14 protein-coding genes, 4 tRNA genes and 1 rRNA gene are annotated in these 19,787 nt (G+C 63.5%); all 19 read right to left on the reverse strand.

Annotated elements, in window-relative coordinates:
* Positions 1-157: 157 nt before the first annotated feature.
* On the reverse strand, positions 158-1,351 hold the full coding sequence (tuf, locus tag NFU04_RS08430) for an elongation factor Tu (RefSeq protein ID WP_251309030.1): 1,194 nt from the start codon (positions 1,349-1,351) through the stop codon (positions 158-160).
* 28 nt (positions 1,352-1,379) lie between these two features.
* Entirely contained in the window at positions 1,380-3,500 is a 2,121-nt protein-coding gene (fusA, locus tag NFU04_RS08435; protein ID WP_251309031.1) for an elongation factor G, read from the reverse strand.
* A gap of 63 nt (positions 3,501-3,563) precedes the next feature.
* Positions 3,564-4,034, reverse strand: a complete 471-nt coding sequence (rpsG, locus tag NFU04_RS08440) for a 30S ribosomal protein S7 (RefSeq protein ID WP_146803737.1) — start codon at positions 4,032-4,034, stop codon at positions 3,564-3,566.
* 112 nt (positions 4,035-4,146) lie between these two features.
* Positions 4,147-4,521, reverse strand: a complete 375-nt coding sequence (gene rpsL / locus NFU04_RS08445) for a 30S ribosomal protein S12 (protein ID WP_146803738.1) — start codon at positions 4,519-4,521, stop codon at positions 4,147-4,149.
* Between the two features lie 145 nt (positions 4,522-4,666).
* On the reverse strand, positions 4,667-8,887 hold the full coding sequence (gene rpoC / locus NFU04_RS08450) for a DNA-directed RNA polymerase subunit beta' (RefSeq protein WP_251309032.1): 4,221 nt from the start codon (positions 8,885-8,887) through the stop codon (positions 4,667-4,669).
* Between the two features lie 91 nt (positions 8,888-8,978).
* On the reverse strand, positions 8,979-13,058 hold the full coding sequence (gene rpoB / locus NFU04_RS08455) for a DNA-directed RNA polymerase subunit beta (RefSeq protein ID WP_251309033.1): 4,080 nt from the start codon (positions 13,056-13,058) through the stop codon (positions 8,979-8,981).
* A 236-nt stretch (positions 13,059-13,294) separates the two neighbouring features.
* Positions 13,295-13,666 (reverse strand): 50S ribosomal protein L7/L12, encoded by a 372-nt coding sequence (gene rplL, locus NFU04_RS08460; RefSeq protein WP_146803741.1) that lies wholly within the window; start codon positions 13,664-13,666, stop codon positions 13,295-13,297.
* Positions 13,667-13,762: 96 nt separating this feature from the next.
* Positions 13,763-14,266 carry a 50S ribosomal protein L10 gene (gene rplJ / locus NFU04_RS08465; RefSeq protein WP_146803742.1) on the reverse strand — a complete coding sequence of 168 codons (504 nt, stop codon included), beginning with the start codon at positions 14,264-14,266 and terminating at the stop codon, positions 13,763-13,765.
* A 256-nt stretch (positions 14,267-14,522) separates the two neighbouring features.
* Positions 14,523-15,215, reverse strand: a complete 693-nt coding sequence (gene rplA, locus NFU04_RS08470) for a 50S ribosomal protein L1 (protein WP_251309034.1) — start codon at positions 15,213-15,215, stop codon at positions 14,523-14,525.
* Between the two features lie 2 nt (positions 15,216-15,217).
* On the reverse strand, positions 15,218-15,649 hold the full coding sequence (gene rplK, locus NFU04_RS08475) for a 50S ribosomal protein L11 (protein ID WP_146803744.1): 432 nt from the start codon (positions 15,647-15,649) through the stop codon (positions 15,218-15,220).
* Between the two features lie 95 nt (positions 15,650-15,744).
* Positions 15,745-16,278 (reverse strand): transcription termination/antitermination protein NusG, encoded by a 534-nt coding sequence (nusG, locus tag NFU04_RS08480; protein ID WP_146803745.1) that lies wholly within the window; start codon positions 16,276-16,278, stop codon positions 15,745-15,747.
* Between the two features lie 8 nt (positions 16,279-16,286).
* The gene (secE, locus tag NFU04_RS08485) at positions 16,287-16,655 is read right to left on the reverse strand and encodes a preprotein translocase subunit SecE (protein ID WP_251309035.1); all 369 of its coding nucleotides are present in this window, start codon (positions 16,653-16,655) and stop codon (positions 16,287-16,289) included.
* A 73-nt stretch (positions 16,656-16,728) separates the two neighbouring features.
* Positions 16,729-16,804, reverse strand: a tRNA-Trp gene (locus NFU04_RS08490).
* A 162-nt stretch (positions 16,805-16,966) separates the two neighbouring features.
* Positions 16,967-17,041, reverse strand: a tRNA-Thr gene (locus NFU04_RS08495).
* A gap of 12 nt (positions 17,042-17,053) precedes the next feature.
* Positions 17,054-17,127: transfer RNA gene (locus tag NFU04_RS08500), tRNA-Gly, on the reverse strand.
* Positions 17,128-17,172: 45 nt separating this feature from the next.
* Positions 17,173-17,256, reverse strand: a tRNA-Tyr gene (locus tag NFU04_RS08505).
* Positions 17,257-17,376: 120 nt separating this feature from the next.
* Positions 17,377-18,216, reverse strand: a complete 840-nt coding sequence (locus tag NFU04_RS08510; RefSeq protein ID WP_251309036.1) for a type III pantothenate kinase — start codon at positions 18,214-18,216, stop codon at positions 17,377-17,379.
* Positions 18,213-19,193 (reverse strand): biotin--[acetyl-CoA-carboxylase] ligase, encoded by a 981-nt coding sequence (locus NFU04_RS08515; RefSeq protein WP_251309037.1) that lies wholly within the window; start codon positions 19,191-19,193, stop codon positions 18,213-18,215. The genes NFU04_RS08510 and NFU04_RS08515 overlap by 4 nt, the downstream gene beginning before the upstream one ends.
* A gap of 482 nt (positions 19,194-19,675) precedes the next feature.
* Positions 19,676-19,787: ribosomal RNA gene (gene rrf, locus NFU04_RS08520) — 5S ribosomal RNA — on the reverse strand; the annotation flags it as partial.

The following is a 19,787-nucleotide window of genomic DNA, read 5'->3' on the forward strand; positions in this document are numbered from 1 at the left end:
CTAAACTCCAATGGAAGTCGACGGCAGTTGCCGCCTACCTACGCATTCAAAGGATGCGCATTATAGGCATGGCCGCCACCAGAGTCAAACACTGGAAGCGGCATGCGCAGAAAGGGGGCTCCTGGAGGAGCCCCCTTCGATCATCGAGCGATCAAGCTTACTCGACGATCTTGGCCACGACGCCGGCGCCGACGGTACGACCGCCTTCGCGGATGGCGAAGCGCAGGCCGTCTTCCATGGCGATCGGGGCGATCAGGGTGACAACCATCTTGACGTTGTCGCCCGGCATGACCATTTCGACGCCTTCCGGCAGTTCACAGGTACCGGTCACGTCGGTGGTACGGAAGTAGAACTGCGGACGGTAGCCCTTGAAGAACGGAGTGTGACGACCACCCTCGTCCTTGGACAGCACATACACTTCCGCCTCGAACTTGGTGTGCGGAGTGATGGAGCCCGGCTTGGCCAGAACCTGACCACGCTCGACGTCGTCACGCTTGGTGCCGCGCAGCAGGGCGCCGACGTTCTCACCGGCACGACCTTCGTCGAGCAGCTTGCGGAACATCTCGACACCGGTAACGGTGGTCTTGGTGGTGTCCTTGATACCGACGATCTCGATCTCTTCGCCGGCCTTGACGATGCCGCGCTCGATACGACCGGTCACCACGGTACCGCGACCGGAGATAGAGAAGACGTCCTCGATCGGCATCAGGAACGGCTGGTCGATGGCACGCTCCGGCTCGGGGATGTAGTCATCCAGGGCCTTGATCAGGTTGGCAACGGCGGTGGTGCCCATGCCGTTGTCGTCCTTGCCTTCCAGAGCCATCAGGGCGGAGCCGATGATGATCGGGGTGTCGTCGCCCGGGAAGTCGTACTCGTTGAGGAGCTCACGCACTTCCATTTCGACCAGCTCGAGCAGCTCTTCGTCGTCGACCATGTCGGCCTTGTTCAGGAACACGACGATGTACGGAACGCCGACCTGACGAGACAGCAGGATGTGCTCGCGAGTCTGCGGCATGGGGCCGTCGGCGGCAGAACAGACCAGGATAGCGCCGTCCATCTGGGCAGCACCGGTGATCATGTTCTTGACGTAGTCAGCGTGCCCCGGGCAGTCGACGTGAGCGTAGTGACGATCTTCGGACTGGTACTCGACGTGAGCGGTAGAGATGGTGATACCGCGCTCACGCTCTTCCGGAGCGTTGTCGATGGAGTCGAAGGCACGAGCGTCGCCACCGAACACCTCGGCGGACACACGGGTCAGGGCCGCGGTCAGGGTGGTCTTGCCGTGGTCAACGTGACCGATGGTGCCGACGTTTACGTGCGGTTTGGAACGTTCAAATTTTTCCTTAGCCACTGCTATAACCTCTTTCGTTAGCTAACGGTTAACTTTTCTGGTTGATGACGGCTTCTACGACGCTGGAGGGCGCCTCGTCGTACTTCGCAAACTCCATGGAGTAGCTTGCACGGCCCTGGGTTTGAGAACGCAGGTCGGTCGCATAACCGAACATCTCGCCCAGCGGCACCATTGCGCGGATGATCTTACCGGAGGAAGAGTCATCCATGCCCTGCACCAGACCGCGACGACGGTTCAGGTCGCCCATGACGTCACCCATGAAATCCTCGGGGGTCACGACTTCGACCTTCATCATCGGCTCTAGCAGCACGGCCTTGGCCTTCTTGGCCCCTTCCTTGATCGCCATGGAGGCGGCGACCTTGAACGCGGTCTCGTTGGAGTCCACGTCATGGTAGGAACCATCGAACAGCGTGACCTTGACGTCGATCATCGGGTAGCCCGCGATGACACCGTTCTGCAGCTGCTCATAGGCCCCTTTCTCGACGGCCGGTACGTATTCCTTGGGTACCACACCGCCGACGATCTCGGAGGCGAACTTGAAGTGCATATCTTCGTCGTCGCCCTTGTCCGCTTCGGTGAGCGGCTCGATGCGCAGCACCACGTGACCGAACTGACCGCGACCACCGGACTGACGCACGAACTTGCCTTCCTGCTCGACGCTGGCACGGATGGTCTCACGGTAGGCCACCTGCGGCTTACCGATGTTGGCCTCGACCTTGAACTCGCGACGCATGCGGTCGACGAGGATGTCCAGGTGCAGCTCACCCATACCAGAGATAATGGTCTGACCGGTCTCTTCGTCGGTCTTGACGCGGAAGGAGGGGTCTTCCTGGGCCAGCTTGCCCAGCGCCACGCCCATCTTCTCCTGGTCGGCCTTGGACTTCGGCTCCACGGCCACGGAGATCACCGGCTCCGGGAATTCCATGCGCTCGAGAACGATCTTGTTGTTCAGGTCGCACAGGGTATCACCGGTGGTGACGTCCTTGAGACCGATACAGGCGGCGATATCGCCGGCCAGTACCTCTTTGATCTCTTCGCGGGAGTTGGCGTGCATCTGCACGATACGGCCGACCCGCTCTTTCTTCTGCTTGACCGAGTTGAACACGCTGTCGCCGGAGTTCAGGACCCCGGAGTAGACGCGGATAAAGGTCAGGGTGCCGACGAAGGGATCGGTGGCGATCTTGAAGGCCAGCGCCGAGAAGGGGGCGCTGTCGTCCGCCTCGCGGGTGGCGATGGTGCCGTCCTTGTCGTCCAGCTCACCCTCGATGGCCTTGACCTCGGTGGGAGACGGCATGTACTCGACCACGGCGTCCAGCACCGCCTGCACGCCCTTGTTCTTGAAGGCGGAGCCGCAGGTGACCAGGATGATCTCGTTGTCGAGGGTACGACGACGCAGGCCGGCCTTGATCTCTTCCTTGGTCAGCTCACCGCCTTCCAGGTACTTGTCCATCAGCTCTTCGGAGGCCTCGGCGGCCGCCTCGACCATCTGCTCGCGATACTCCTCGGCCTTGGCCTGGAGCTCGGCGGGAATGTCGACGAGGTCATAGGTCGTCCCCATGTCGTCTTCGTTCCACAGGATGGCCTTCATCTCGATCAGATCGATGACGCCCTTGAACTCGTCCTCGGTGCCCCAGTTGATCTGGATCGGCACGGCATTGGCGCCCAGACGGTCCTTGAGCTGGTCGACGACCATGAAGAAGTCGGCGCCGGCGCGGTCCATCTTATTGACGAACACCATGCGCGGCACTTCGTACTTGTCGGCCTGGCGCCAGACGGTCTCGGTCTGCGGCTGCACGCCGGAGGAGGCGCACAGCACCACGACGGCACCGTCGAGCACGCGCAGGGAGCGCTCCACCTCGATGGTGAAGTCGACGTGTCCCGGGGTGTCGATGATATTGATGCGGTGCTCATCGAACTGGTGGTTCATGCCCTTCCAGAAGGTGGTCACAGCCGCGGAGGTGATGGTGATACCCCGCTCCTGCTCCTGCTCCATCCAGTCGGTAGTAGAGGCACCGTCGTGGGTCTCGCCCAGCTTGTGGTTGACCCCGGTGTAGAACAGCACCCGCTCGGTGGTGGTGGTCTTGCCGGCGTCAACGTGGGCACAGATCCCGATATTGCGATAGCGATTGAGTGGTGTCTTGCGTGCCACGGTGAAATTCCCCGTTGGTTGGAGGCGCCCGACGAACGAGCGCCTCGTGTGTAGAAGCGCGCCTTAGAAACGGTAGTGGGAGAAGGCCTTGTTGGCTTCTGCCATGCGGTGCACGTCTTCACGCTTCTTCACCGCGGAACCCTTGCCTTCGGCGGCATCCAGCATCTCACCAGCCAGACGCTGCACCATGGTCTTTTCGCCACGGTTACGGGCCGCATCCACCAGCCAACGCATGGCCAGGGCCTGACGACGGGAAGGACGCACCTCCACCGGCACCTGATAGGTCGCACCACCGACGCGGCGCGACTTCACTTCGACCATCGGCTGGATGGTTTCCAGCGCCTTGTCGAAGATCTCCAGCGGCTCTTCTTTACTACGCTCGGCAACCGTGTCCAACGCACCGTAGACGATGCGCTCAGCTGTGGACTTCTTGCCGCTGATCATCAGGTGGTTCATGAACTTCGCCAGGCGCTCACTTCCGAATTTCGGATCCGGCAGGATTTCGCGCTTAGCGGCAACTCTTCTTCTAGGCATGATAAGCCCTCGTTAAGGGGTCCTTCAGGTAAACCCGAGACTGGCACCGAGGGTGACGCTCGACCTTACTCTTATCAGACCAATGCAATTCGGGTGAAAACGTCGACCGGCCTTAGGCCTTGGGACGCTTGGCGCCGTACTTGGAACGGCCCTGCTTACGGTTCTGCACGCCGGAGGTGTCCAGGGCGCCGCGAACGGTGTGATAACGCACACCCGGCAAATCCTTGACACGGCCGCCACGAATCAGGACCACGGAGTGCTCCTGGAGGTTGTGGCCTTCACCGCCGATGTAAGAAGTGACCTCGTAGCCGTTGGTCAGGCGCACACGGCAGACCTTACGCAGGGCCGAGTTCGGCTTCTTCGGGGTGGTGGTGTAGACGCGGGTGCAGACGCCGCGCTTCTGCGGGCAGGCCTGCAGCGCCGGCACGTCGCTCTTGGCGACAGGGCGCTTGCGCGGCTTGCGCACGAGCTGATTGATCGTTGCCATAGTCTGTAGCTGACTCCAATGGTTGCCTTGCCTTCCAATAGTGGCACGGGCGCACCCACCCCACTATTAAAGGCTGCGAATTCTACTGCTTCCCGGCGAGGCCAGTCAAGGCCGCTACCCCGCGAAGGGTAGCGGCCCCGCGACCTCAGATCTCGTCGTCGTCGGCGTCGAGGGCGGTGAGCTGGGCGCCCAGCTCCTGCTCGACGTCGAAGGCCGACGGGTGGAGCATGCGCTCGGCGTCTTCACGCTTGCGCTTGCGCTCCGCATGGTGGGTGAGGCCGGTACCGGCCGGGATCAGTCGACCCACCACCACGTTCTCTTTCAGGCCGCGCAGGTAATCGCGCTTGCCGGTCACGGCCGCCTCGGTCAGCACCCGCGTGGTCTCCTGGAAGGAGGCCGCGGAGATGAACGACTCGGTGGCCAGGCTGGCCTTGGTGATACCCAGCAGCAGGCGCTCGTACTTGGCCGGGAACTTGTCGTCCTGGGCCAGGCGAGCGTTCTCTTCCAGCACCCGCACCAGTTCCACCTGGTCGCCGGTGATAAAGCTGGAGTCGCCGGCATCGGTGATCTCCACCTTGCGCAGCATCTGACGCACGATGACTTCGATGTGCTTGTCGTTGATGCCCACGCCCTGCAGGCGGTAGACCTCCTGCACCTCGGCGGTGATGTACTTGGCCAGCTCCGCCACGCCCAGCAGACGCAGGATATCGTGGGGATTGCTGGGACCGTCGGAGATCACCTCGCCCTTCTCCACGGTCTCGCCTTCGAAGACCGCGATCTGACGCCACTTGGGAATCAGCATCTCGAAGGGATCGCCGCCACCCTCGGGGGTGATGGTCAGGCGACGCTTGCCCTTGGTCTCCTTGCCGAAGGTGACCACGCCACTGATCTCGGCGAGGATCGACGGCTCCTTCGGCTTGCGCGCCTCGAAGAGGTCGGCGACCCGCGGCAGACCCCCGGTGATGTCCTTGTTCCCGGACGCCTCGACCGGAATACGCGCGACCACCTCACCCACGCCGATGGTGGCGCCGTTCTCGGTGTTGACGATGGCGTTGCCGGGCAGCAGGTACTGCACCGGGGTGTTGGAGCCCGGCAGGCAGACATGTTCGCCACCGGCGCCGGTGAGCATGATCATCGGGCGCTTGTCGCGACCGGCCTGCGGGCGCGCCGCGGACTCGATCACCTCGATGGAGGAGAGGCCGGTCATCTCGTCCACCGTGCGGTGGACCGTGATGCCCTCTTCCATGTCGATGTACTGGGCCTGACCCTCGGCCTCGGCGACGATGGGGTGGGTGTGCGGATCCCACTTGGCCACGGCCTGGCCGGCATCGACGGCATCGCCGTCCTTGACGGAGAGCTCGGCGCCGTAGGGCAGCTTGTAGTACTCGCGCTCGCGGCCATGCTCGTCGGCCACCGCCAGGGCGCTGGAGCGGGAGACCACCACCAGCTTGCCGTCGCTGCGCTCCACCGACTTGATGTTGTGCAGGCGCACCTTGCCACCATGCTTGACCTGGACGCTATCCACCGCGGAGGCCCGGGAGGCCGCGCCGCCGATGTGGAAGGTCCGCATGGTCAGCTGGGTACCCGGCTCACCGATCGACTGGGCGGCGATGACACCCACCGCTTCGCCGATATTGGCCTGATGGCCACGCGCCAGGTCGCGGCCGTAACAGGCGGAGCAGACGCCGTGGGCCGTCTCACAGCTGATGGAGCTGCGCACCACGATCTCGTCGACGCCCATGGTGTCGAGCTGCTCGCACCACTTCTCATCGAGCAGGGTGCCACGGGGAATCAGCACCTCGTCGCTGACCGGATCGACCACGTCCTGGGCCACCACCCGGCCCAGCACCCGCTGCGCCAGGGAGACGATGATATCGCCACCCTCGATGATCGGGTGCAGGGTCAGGCCTTCCTCGGTGCCACAGTCGGACTCGGTGATCACCAGGTCCTGGGCCACGTCCACCAGGCGCCGAGTCAGGTAACCGGAGTTGGCGGTCTTGAGTGCCGTATCCGCCAGACCCTTACGGGCACCGTGGGTGGAGATGAAGTACTGGAGTACGTTCAGACCCTCACGGAAGTTGGCGACGATCGGCGTCTCGATGATCGAGCCGTCCGGCTTGGCCATCAGGCCACGCATCCCCGCCAGCTGACGGATCTGGGCGGCGCTACCCCGGGCCCCGGAGTCGGCCATGATAAAGACGCTGTTGAAGGAGTCCTGCTCGACCTCGTTACCCTCGCGGTCGACCACGGTCTCCTTGGAGATGCCCGCCATCATCGCCTTGGCCACCTTGTCGTTGGCCTTGGACCAGATGTCGATCACCTTGTTGTACTTCTCGCCGGCGGTGACGAGACCCGAGGAGAACTGGTCCTCGATCTCCTTCACCTCTTCCTCGGCGGCATCCACGATGGCCTTCTTGGCCTCGGGGATAACGAAGTCGTTGACGCCGATGGAGGCCCCGGACCAAGTGGCCATGCGGAAGCCGGTGTACATCAGCTGGTCGGCGAAGATCACCGCGTCCTTGAGGCCGGCGCGACGGTAGACCTCGTTGAGGAGCTTGGAGATCGCCTTCTTCTTCATCGGCTGATCGACCAGCTCGAAGGGCACGCCCTTGGGCAGGATACGGAACAGCAGCGCCCGACCCACGGTGGTGTCGAAGATCGACTGCTTCTCGATCAGCTCGCCACCCTCTTCCTCGGCCAGGTGCTCGGTCAGGCGCACCTTGACCTTGGCGTGCAGGGCGACCTTCTCGGCACCGAAGGCGCGCTCGACCTCGGCCAGGTTGGCGAAGGCCATGCCCTCGCCCTTGGCGTTGATCTTCTCGCGGGTCATGTAATAGAGACCCAGCACCACGTCCTGGGACGGCACGATGATCGGCTCGCCGTTGGCCGGCGACAGCACGTTGTTGGTGGCCATCATCAGCGCCCGCGCCTCGAGCTGGGCTTCCAGGGTCAGCGGCACGTGGACCGCCATCTGGTCACCGTCGAAGTCGGCGTTGTAGGCGGCACACACCAGCGGGTGCAGCTGGATCGCCTTGCCCTCGATCAGCAGCGGCTCGAAGGCCTGGATGCCGAGGCGGTGCAGGGTCGGGGCGCGGTTGAGCAGCACCGGGTGCTCGCGGATGACGTCGGCGAGGATATCCCACACCTCGGGCAGCTCGCGCTCGACCATCTTCTTGGCGGCCTTGATGGTCGAGGCGTAGCCCTGGGACTGCAGCTTGGAGTAGATGAACGGCTTGAACAGCTCCAGCGCCATCTTCTTCGGCAGGCCACACTGGTGCAGGCGCAGGGTCGGGCCCACGGTGATCACCGAGCGGCCGGAATAGTCGACGCGCTTGCCCAGCAGGTTCTGACGGAAGCGACCCTGCTTGCCCTTGATCATATCGGCCAGGGACTTCAGCGGGCGCTTGTTGGAGCCGGTGATGGCGCGACCGCGGCGACCGTTGTCGAGCAGGGCATCCACCGACTCCTGCAGCATGCGCTTCTCGTTGCGCACGATGATGTCCGGCGCATTGAGGTCGAGCAGCCGCTTGAGGCGGTTGTTGCGGTTGATCACCCGGCGATAGAGATCGTTGAGGTCGGAGGTCGCGAAGCGACCGCCGTCCAGGGGCACCAGCGGACGCAGGTCCGGCGGCAGCACCGGCAGCACTTCCATGACCATCCAGGCCGGATCATTGCCCGACTTGTGGAAGGCCTCCAGCAGCTTGAGGCGCTTGGAGAGCTTCTTGATCTTGGTCTCGGAATTGGTCTGCGGGATCTCCTCGCGCAGGCGATTGATCTCTTCTTCCAGATCGATATCGGTCAGCAGGGCCTGGACGGCCTCGGCACCCATGCGGGCATCGAAGTCGTCACCGAACTCCTCGAGGGCCTCGAAGTACTGCTCGTCGTTGAGCAGCTGGCCACGCTCGAGGGTGGTCATGCCCGGGTCGATGACCACGAAGCTCTCGAAGTAGAGCACCCGCTCGATATCGCGCAGGGTCATGTCCAGGAACATGCCGATACGCGACGGCAGGGACTTGAGGAACCAGATATGCGCGACCGGGCTGGCCAGCTCGATATGGCCCATGCGCTCGCGGCGCACGGCGGCCTTGGTGACCTCGACGCCGCACTTCTCGCAGATGATGCCGCGATGCTTCATGCGCTTGTACTTGCCGCACAGGCACTCGTAATCCTTCACCGGGCCGAAGATCTTGGCGCAGAACAGGCCATCCCGCTCCGGCTTGAAGGTACGATAGTTGATGGTCTCCGGCTTCTTGACCTCGCCGAAGGACCAGGAGCGGATCATGTCCGGGGACGCGAGCGTGATCTTGATCGCGTCGAACTCGTCGGACTGTGACTGCGATTTGAGGACTTTCACCAAATCTTTCATGGGTCGGCTCCGTTGCGGAGTTGTCATGGGCGGGGGCCGAAGCCCCCGCGGACCGTCATTCTGTGAAGCGCTTGACTAGCGGCGTGGCCGCCTAGCTCTCCAGCTCGATATCGATACCCAGGGAGCGGATCTCCTTCACCAGCACGTTGAAGGATTCCGGCATGCCCGCCTGCATGGTGTGGTCGCCATCCACGATGTTCTTGTACATCTTGGTGCGCCCTTCCACGTCGTCGGACTTGACCGTGAGCATCTCCTGGAGGGTGTAGGCGGCGCCGTAGGCTTCCAGGGCCCAGACCTCCATCTCACCGAAACGCTGACCACCGAACTGCGCCTTGCCGCCCAGCGGCTGCTGGGTGACCAGGGAGTAGGAGCCGGTGGAACGCGCGTGCATCTTGTCATCCACCAGGTGGTTGAGCTTGAGCATGTACATGTAACCGACGGTCACCGGACGGTCGAAGGCGTCGCCGGTACGGCCATCATAGAGGGTCATCTGACCGGAATCCGGCAGGTCCGCCAGGGTCAGCAGGTGCTTGATCTCGGTCTCCTCGGCACCATCGAACACCGGCGAGGCCATGGGCACGCCCGCCTTGAGGTTCTTGGCCAGGGCGATGACCTCCTCGTCGGACAGCGACTCGATGTCCTCGACCCGGGTGCTGGAGGCCGTGTTGTAGACCTGCCCCAGGAAGTCACGGATCTCGGCCACCTGCTGCTCGCGGGCGTCGCGCAGCATATGCTCGATCTTCACCCCGAGGCCACGGGCGGCCATGCCCAGGTGGGTCTCGAGGATCTGACCGACGTTCATCCGCGACGGTACGCCCAGCGGGTTGAGAACCACGTCCACCGACTCGCCGTTGGCATCGAAGGGCATGTCCTCGATCGGCATGATCGCCGAGATCACACCCTTGTTACCGTGACGACCGGCCATCTTGTCGCCCGGCTGGATGCGACGCTTCACCGCCAGGTAGACCTTGACGATCTTCAGCACGCCCGGCGCCAGATCGTCGCCCTGGGTGAGCTTGCGCTTCTTGTCCTCGAAACGCTCGTCCATCTCCTTGCGGCGATTCTCCAGCTGCTCGTCGGCCTGGGCCAGCAGCTCGTTGAGGGCCTCGTCCTGCAGGCGCAGCTTGAACCACTGCTGACGCGGCAGCTCCTCGAGATACTCCTCGGAGAGCACGTCGTCCTTCTTCAGTTTGGGCCCACCATTGACGGCTTGGCCAGTCAGGGTGCGCTTGAGGCGCTCGAAGGTGGCATCCTCGGCGATGCGGTAGGTCTCCTGGAGATCCTTGCGCACCTCATCGAGCTGCATCTGCTCGATGGACAGGGCCCGGGAGTCCTTCTCCACGCCGTCGCGGGTGAACACCTGGACGTCGATGACGGTGCCCTTCATACCGGTGGGGGCACGCAGGGAGGTGTCCTTCACGTCGGAGGCCTTCTCGCCGAAGATCGCCCGCAGCAGCTTCTCTTCCGGGGTCAGCTGGGTCTCGCCCTTGGGGGTGACCTTACCGACCAGGATATCGCCCGGGCCCACCTCGGCGCCGATATAGACGACACCCGCCTCGTCCAGCTTGGCCAGCGCCGACTCGCCCACATTGGGGATATCGGAGGTGATCTCCTCGGCACCCAGCTTGGTGTCCCGGGAGACGCAGGTTAGCTCCTGGATATGGATGGTGGTGAAGCGATCTTCCTGCACCACCCGCTCCGAGACCAGGATGGAGTCCTCGAAGTTGTAGCCGTTCCAGGGCATGAAGGCGATACGCATGTTCTGACCCAGGGCCAGGTCGCCCATGTCCACGGAGGGACCGTCGGCGAGGATATCGCCACGCGCCACCTGGTCACCGGGGCGCACGATGGGGCGCTGGTTCATGCAGGTGTTCTGGTTGGAACGCACGTACTTGGTGAGGTTGTAGATATCGACGCCGGCCTCGCCGCCGATGATCTCGTCCTCGTTGATACGCACCACGATGCGCTTGGCATCCACGGAGTCGATCACCCCGCCGCGCCGCGCCACGGCGCAGACGCCGGAGTCGCGGGCCACGAAACGCTCCATGCCGGTGCCCACCAGGGGCTTGTCGGCACGCAGGGTCGGCACAGCCTGACGCTGCATGTTGGCCCCCATCAGGGCGCGGTTGGCGTCATCGTGCTCGAGGAACGGGATCAGCGCCGCGGCCACGGAGACCACCTGACGCGGCGAGACGTCCATCAGGGTCACCTGCTCGGGACGCATGAAGGTGGTCTCGCCCTTGTGGCGAACCTGCACCAGGTCATCGACCAGCTTGCCGTTCTCGTCGACGGTGGCGGAGGCCTGGGCGATAACGAAGTCGCCCTCCTCGATGGCGGAAAGATGCACCACGTCGTCGGTCACCTGAGCGCCCACCACCTTGCGGTACGGCGTCTCGAGGAAGCCGTAGCTGTTGGTGTGGCTGTAGGTGGCCAGGGAGTTGATCAGGCCGATGTTGGGACCTTCCGGGGTCTCGATCGGGCACAGGCGGCCGTAGTGGGTGGCGTGAACGTCACGCACTTCGAAGCCGGCCCGCTCGCGGGTCAGGCCGCCCGGGCCAAGCGCGGAGACGCGGCGCTTGTGGGTGACCTCGGAGAGCGGGTTGTTCTGGTCCATGAACTGGGAGAGCTGGCTGGAACCGAAGAACTCCTTGACCGCCGCGGCGACGGGCTTGGCGTTGATCAGGTCCTGGGGCATCAGGCCCTCGCTCTCGGCCATGGAGAGACGCTCCTTGACCGCGCGCTCGACCCGCACCAGGCCCACCCGGAACTGGTTCTCGGCCATCTCGCCCACGCAACGGATACGCCGGTTGCCCAGGTGGTCGATATCGTCCACCTCGCCGAAGCCGTTACGGATATTGATCAGCTCACGCAGCACATCGAGGATGTCGTCACGGCCCAGCACGCCGGCACCGGTATCGCTCTCGCGACGCAGGCGGCGGTTGAACTTCATGCGCCCGACCCCGGAGAGGTCGTAACGGTCCTCGGTGAAGAAGAGGTTGTGGAACAGGGTCTCGGCGGCCTCCTTGGTGGGCGGCTCGCCGGGACGCATCATGCGGTAGATCTCGACCAGGGCCTCGAGCTGGGTCCGGGTGGTATCCAGCTTGATGGTGTCAGAGATAAAGGACCCGCAGTCGAGGTCGTTGGTGTAGAGGGTCTCGAGGCGAGTGATACCGGCCTGGCCCAGCTTCTCCAGCAGGTCCGGGGTGATCTCGCTGTTGCACTCGCAGATCAGCTCACCGGTATTGGGGTCGACCTGATCCTTGGCCAGGGTCTTGCCGAAGAGGTAGTCCATCGGCACGTCGAGGCGCTCGAGACCGGCCTTCTCCATCTGGCGGATATGCTTCTGGGTGATGCGACGGCCTTCCTCGACGACCAGGCTGCCATCGGCATCCTTGATGTCGAAGGTGGCGGTCTCACCGCGCAGGCGCGACGGCACCAGCTCCACGGAGAAGCCGGTCTTCTCGATATGGAAGGTGCTGGTATCGAAGAAGGTATCGAGGATCTCCTCGGTGCTCATGCCCAGGGCGCGCAGCAGCACCGACGCCGGCAGCTTGCGGCGACGGTCGATACGCACATAGACGTTGTCCTTGGGATCGAACTCGAAGTCGAGCCAGGAGCCACGGTAGGGAATCACCCGCGCCGAGTAGAGCAGCTTGCCGGAGGAGTGGCTCTTGCCCTTGTCATGGTCGAAGAAGACACCCGGCGAGCGGTGCAGCTGGGAAACGATGACCCGCTCGGTACCATTGACGACGAAGGTACCGTTCTCGGTCATCAGGGGGATCTCCCCCATGTAGACTTCCTGCTCCTTGATGTCCTTGATGGCCTTGTTCGCCGACTCCTTGTCGTAGATGATCAGGCGAACCTTGACCCGCAGCGGCGCCGAGTAGGTGACGCCACGCAGCTGGCACTCCTTGACGTCGAAGGCCGGCGTACCGAAACGGTAGCTGACGTACTCGAGGGCGGCGTTGCCGGAGAAGCTCTCGATCGGGAAGACGGACTTGAAGGCGGCATGCAGGCCGACTTCCATCCGCTCTTCTGGCGAACGGTCCTGCTGGAGGAAGTCGTAGTAGGAATCAAGCTGGATGGCCAGCAGGTAGGGCACATCCATCACTTGGGGCAGTTTGCCGAAATCCTTGCGGATGCGTTTTTTCTCAGTGTATGAGTAAGCCATCTGTATTCCCCAGCTTGTTCACCATGGGTGACCGATGCGAATCGGCGCCACCCGACGGTAGCGGCTCCGTCAGGCGCTGACGGCAAGCCCTCGGAGGAGGGCTCGCCGTCGGAATTCGGCTAGCGGCGGCGGCAGAGCGGCGGCCGGCTAGTGACAACAGAAAAAGGCCGGCAGCGGGTGTCCCGCCACCAGCCGTGGAAGCTTACGCAGCGCGTGAAGCCATGGAAATCAAGGGATTACTTGAGTTCCACGGAGGCGCCGGCTTCTTCCAGCTTGGTCTTGGCCGCTTCGGCGTCTTCCTTGGACATGGCTTCCTTGATGGTCGCCGGTGCGCCGTCGACGGCACCCTTGGCTTCCTTCAGGCCCAGGCCAGTGATTTCGCGAACGACCTTGATCACGTTGACCTTCTTCTCGCCGGCAGAGGTCAGCACCAGGTCGAATTCGGTCTGCTCTTCGGCGGCGGCGGCTTCGCCACCGGCCGGGCCGGCCACGACGGCAGCAGCGGCGGAAACGCCGAACTTCTCTTCCATCGCTTCGATCAGCTCGACGACTTCCATCACGGACATGTCGGCGACGGCGTTGATGATGTCTTCTTTGGTCAGTGCCATTGTCAAATTCCTAGACTTTGCGGGAATCCCGTACCCCAGGGGGTCCGAGGACTCGAGGGTTCAGTATAAGTCGCGTATCGGCCGAAAGGGGCGCCCTTAGGCGGCCGCTTCCTGCTTCTGGTCGCGCAGTGCAGCCAGGGTGCGGACCAGTTTGCCGGCGGAAGCTTCCTTCATCACCGACATCAGCTTGGCGATCGCTTCATCGTACGTCGGCAGGGTCGCCAGACGGTCGATATCGGCAGCCGGGATCAGCTCGCCTTCGTAGGCCAGCGCCTTGACTTCGAAGTTCTTCTCCTCTTTGGCGAACTCCTTGAACAGACGGGCGGCGGCGCCCGGGTGCTCGGTGGAGAAAGCCAGCAGGGTCGGACCCACGAAGCTGTCGTTCAGGCACTCCCAAGGAGTACCGTCCAGGGCGCGACGTGCCAGGGTGTTGCGCACAACACGGATCTGCACGCCATTCTCGCGGGCCTGCTTGCGCAGGTCGGTCATCTTGCTGACCGCGACGCCACGAGAATCGGCAACGACGACGGAGAGAGCATCCTTGGCGGCTTCACTGACCTCGGCAACAATTGCCTTCTTGCCTTCGAGAGCTAGTGCCACTGTGTTCACTCCTTCGTGCCGGGAATCTGCGATGCGAGCATCGCATCCCGGGGGTTACCATCTCCCCCGCGCCTGTTGGCACGGGGGTCTTGGGCGATGGTGCACACCAGCGGACTGGCGGCCACACCATCTGCGCAGGCATCCCGGGGGGAAGATTAAGCCGCCCACCGGAGTGGACGGCGCCTGCGGTCTTTGACGGTGCCCCGCCCGGCATGAATCCGTGCACGGGGACCGCAAAGTTCTTGCCTGTCGGCGATCACACCAGCGCGGCGTGATCGACGGTGATGCCCGGGCCCATGGTGGTGGACAAGGTCATCTTCTTGAAATACACACCCTTGGAAGTGCTCGGCTTGAGCTTCTTCAGGTCGGCGACCAGTGCTTCCAGGTTGCCCTTGATGGCGGCCGCGTCGAAGTCGACCTTGCCCAGGGTGGTGTGGATGATACCGTTCTTGTCGGTACGGAAGCGCACCTGACCGGCCTTGGCGTTCTTGACCGCGGTGGCGACGTCCGGGGTCACGGTGCCGACCTTGGGGTTCGGCATCAGGCCGCGCGGACCGAGGATCTGGCCCAGCTGACCGACGACGCGCATGGCGTCCGGCGAGGCGATGACCACGTCGAAGTCGAGCTGGCCCTTCTTGACCTGTTCGGCCAGGTCGTCCATGCCGACGATATCGGCACCGGCTTCCTTGGCGGCATCGGCGTTGGCACCCTGGGTAAAGACGGCAACGCGCACGTCCTTGCCGGTACCATTGGGCATGACGGTGGCGCCACGCACGACCTGGTCGGATTTACGCGGATCGACGCCGAGGTTGATGGCGACGTCCAGGGACTCCTTGAACTTGACGGTGGACAGCTCGGAGAGCAGAGCCACGGCCTCTTCCAGAGAGTAGACCTTGGTGGAGTCGACCTTCTCGTTGATCAGCTGAGCGCGCTTGGACAGTTTAGCCATGATCAGAGACCCTCCACGTTCAGGCCCATGCTGCGGGCGCTACCGGCGATGGTACGCACAGCGGCGTCGAGATCGGCAGCCGTCAGATCCGGCTCCTTGGTCTTGGCGATCTCTTCGAGCTGCTCACGGGTCACGGTGCCGACCTTCTTCTTGTTCGGCTCGCCGGAGCCGGACTTGATGCCAGCGGCCTTCTTCAGCAGGATCGCCGCGGGCGGCGTCTTGGTGACGAAGGTGAAGCTGCGATCGGAATAGACTGTGATCACCACGGGAGTGGGCAGACCCGGCTCGATTTCCTGGGTCGCGGCGTTGAACGCCTTACAGAACTCCATGATGTTCACGCCGTGCTGACCCAGGGCCGGGCCGACGGGGGGACTCGGGTTGGCCTTACCAGCTGCGACCTGCAGCTTGATGTAAGCCTGTACTTTCTTGGCCATGATGGACTCCAGTTGGGTGGTAGCGCCTTGCGGCTCCCCGGTTAGCGAGCCGCCAGGCGGCTCGAGATACGACTAAAGACGACTGAGGTCGAGCGTTACTCTTTCTCGACCTGGGAAAACTCTAGCTCGACAGGCGTGGCGCGACCGAAGATCAGCACGCTGACCTGGAGGCGACTCTTGTCGTAGTTGACCTCTTCGACCACGCCATTGAAGTCGGCGAAGGGGCCATCGATGACGCGCACCGACTGCCCCGGCTCGAACATGGTCTTGGGACGCGGCTTGTCGGTACCGTCCTGGACGCGACGCAGAATGGCGTCCGCTTCCTTCTGAGTGATCGGCGCCGGCTTCTCCTTGGTGCCGCCGATAAAGCCCATGACCCGCGGCGTCTCGTTGACCAGGTGCCATGTCGCGTCATTCATTTCCATCTCGACCAGCACATAGCCGGGATAGAACTTGCGCTCGCTCTTGCGGCGCTTGCCGTCACGCATCTCGACGACTTCTTCGGTGGGCACGAGGATCTCGCCGAACCCTTCCTCCATGCCATACATCTTCACGCGCTCCTTCAGGGAGCGCATGACATGCTTCTCGAAGCCGGAGTAGGCGTGAACGACATACCAACGCTTGGACATGGAAACTCCTAACCGATGACGCCGGACATTGCCCAGCCAAGAAGGGTATCGATCAGCCACAGCATCAGGCCCACCACCAGCACGGCCACCAGCACGATGGCGGTGGTCTGCACGGTTTCGGGGCGAGTCGGCCAGACGACGCGCTGAATCTCTTTCTTCGCATTCTTGGCCAGCTCAGCGAGGTCACGACCCTTGGTGGTCGTCAGGGCGAGCGCGGCGGCAGCCACACCAAGCACTACCACGCCCAGGACACGGTAGAGCAGGGCCTGATCGGCAAAGTAGGAATTACCAACGACGGCAACGACCAATAGCGCGACGACAGCCGCCCACTTGAGCCCGTCGTGGCGCGATTCCTGCACCTCGGCGTTATGTTTCATGAAAACGAGACTCCTCAGGGTGCAGCGATCGTAACGTGAAATCTGTCTTGAGGTAAGCCAGCCTGGGGAAGACTGGCAGGCCAGGAGGGAATCGAACCCCCAACCTGCGGTTTTGGAGACCGCTGCTCTGCCAATTGAGCTACTGGCCTGTATCAACTTCCTGCACCATCACGACCCTTTGCGGGCCACTCAGGGCACAGCGGGCGCCATAGTAGCGGAAAAGCTTCCGCCTGACAACCCCACTCACACGATGCCGAAGAAGCCCTCGACACAAAGAGAAAAGGCGAGCCTTTCGACTCGCCTTTTCAAAGTGGAGCTCATGGACGGATTTGAACCGTCGACCTCACCCTTACCAAGGGTGTGCTCTACCCCTGAGCTACATGAGCCTAAACCTTGCCTGGAGCGGGCAGCGGGGATCGAACCCGCATCATCAGCTTGGAAGGCTGAGGTTCTACCATTGAACTATGCCCGCCTACCCACTCTTGCTATCGCCCCGCCTTGACGAGGCGACCTAAACTGGTGGAGGGGGAAGGATTCGAACCTTCGAAGCTTTCGCGGCAGATTTACAGTCTGCTCCCTTTGGCCACTCGGGAACCCCTCCAGCTGGCGAAGCATTTTACCTGCCTCAGCAACAGTGTCAAGCCTTATCTTTCAGTGGCTTGGCAGCATCCATCAGCACTCGGCGAGGGGGATGTGTTGCCCTGGAACGCGGCGCATTGTGTCAAAGCAGGGTAGAGAATGCAAGCCCCGCGCGAATTTTTTCCAGGGCCGCCGGCGCCGGCACCTTGGGCGCCCCGGACAGGCGCCCCGCCCGCTCGGCCGCAGTCAACGGGAAACAGGCCTCCAGCCCGCCGTAGACCATATCGGGCCAGACCGCATGGGGCACCCGCAGCCCCCGAGACACCACCCGCGCATCCCCGCCGGTCAGCAGCAAGGGCAAGGCCACCCCCTCGCGGTCACAGACCTCGGCATAGATACGATTGACGGCGCTTACCGCGGCCATATAGATGCCGTGATTGACCGCCTCCACGGTGTTCTTGCCCGGGGCCAGCAGCTCGTCCGCCTCGCTGTCCGGATCGATGGCCACGTTACGCGTCCCCAGCTTGAGACTCTCTTTCATCAGCCTCAGTCCAGGCAGAATATAGCCTCCCAGGTGGCAGCCGCCCGGCAGCACGAAGTCCACGGTAATGGCGCTACCGCAATCCACCACGCAGCAGCCCCCCGCCAGCTGGTACCCCGCCAGGGTGCCCAGCCAGCGGTCGACGCCCAGGCGCCCCGGCTCCTCATAACCGTTGGTGACCCCCAGGGCCTCGGCGGTCGAACGCGCCACATGGACCGAGACCACGCGACGACGCAGCAGCGCCACCGTCTCCTCCAGCACCGCCTTGCGCGCCACGCTGGAGATACGCACCGACTGCACCACGTCCAGGTCGGGAATATCCGACCCGGGACGCCACTCCTCCCGGGTCCAGAGGGCGCCCCGCGAGCGGATCTCGCTACTCAAGGTATCCTTGAGTCGCCACTTGGACAGGGTGTTACCGATATCCAGATCGAGAATCATGGGCGACCACGCACGCTGATCTCGCCGCCGGCCAGCCACCGCACTCCATCGCCGCAGCGCACCTCCAGGTGGCCGGCCTCGTCGACCCCTCGGGCGACTCCCCGATAACTCTGGCTACCCTGGATCACCTCCACCTCCCGATCGGCATGGGCGTGGCGTGCGTTCCAGGCGGCCTGCCAGGCCGCGAATCCGTGTGCCTCGAAGCCCTGCATCAGCTCCAGGAGGCCGCCGATCAACGCCGCCGCCAGGGCATTGCGGGAGACCTCAGGCACCTGATCCGCCACCGCACCCACCGGCTGATCGACGGCCTCACGCATGGCCGGCGGCAGGAAGACATTGAGGCCGATACCGATCACCACCTCGCAGGGCCCCTCCAGATCTCCCTGAACCTCCAAGAGGATACCGGCGAGCTTCTGGTGCCCCTCGCCGGAGACCAGCAGCACATCATTGGGCCACTTCAGGGCAACCCGGGCGCCTTCATGCTCCAGCACCTCCGCGAGCACCACCCCCACGGCCAGGCTCAGCCCCTCCAGGGCGGCTACGCCGTTCTCGAAGCGCCACCCCAGGGAGAGCAGCAAGCCGCGTCCCCAGGGACTCAACCAGCGCCGTCCACGCCGGCCGCGACCGGCCGCCTGACTCTCCGCCAGACACACCTCGCCGTGCCCGGCCCCCTGAGCAAAGCGTTCGCGCAGAAAGGCGTTCGTGGAATCGAGGGCCTCCTCGACGAACAGGCGGCTCAGGGCGGGGCGACTCTGCGAGTCGAGGCGTGCGACGATTCCGGCACCATCGAGAAGCTCGACCGGCTCCCCCAAGCGATAGCCCAGCCCCTTGACCGCCTCCAGCGGGATACCCAGGGCCTCCAGCTTCTTCAGCTGCTTCCAGACCGCCGTGCGCGACACCCCGAGGTGCTCCCCCAGCTGCTCGCCGGAATGGAAGTCCCCATCGCTCATCAGGCGAATCAGGTCACCAATGGTCATCTTAAGGCCCCTGCGGCAAAAGGCTCATTCTAGCGGATGGCATCCGACCCCGTGAATCATGCCGACCAAAGTGGCAGCTCCGGTAGCCCCACTCCCCACCTCATTCCGCTTATTTCCCCGCCCCCATGCTCCGATCGTCAGCCACCAAACGAAAAAACCCCGACCATCTGATGATGATCGGGGCTTCTCTGAAGAAGTGCCTGACGATAATCGCGCCGGGCTCCGGGACTCGACTCGTCTCATCCTGAGACTCGCCCTTCGGGCCCGCTGACGCGGTTTCCGCCGGTTCCCGACAGGCGGGATCCATGGGGAGGCCCCTAAACGACGAAACCCCAGCCAACGGCTGGGGTTTCTGAAGAAGTGCCTGACGATGACCGCGCCGGGCTCCGGGACTCTCCATGGGGAGACCCCCTGGCCTGCCTCACAACCAAATACGAAAAACCCCGACCATCTGATGATGATCGGGGCTTCTCTGAAGAAGTGCCTGACGATGACCTACTCTCGCATGGGGAGACCCCACACTACCATCGGCGCTGAGCGGTTTCACTGCTGAGTTCGGCATGGGATCAGGTGGTTCCCACTCGCTATGGTCGT

The organism is Halomonas sp. NCCP-2165, assembly GCF_023708045.1.
In the GTDB taxonomy this organism is placed as follows: Bacteria; Pseudomonadota; Gammaproteobacteria; order Pseudomonadales; family Halomonadaceae; genus Bisbaumannia; species Bisbaumannia pacifica.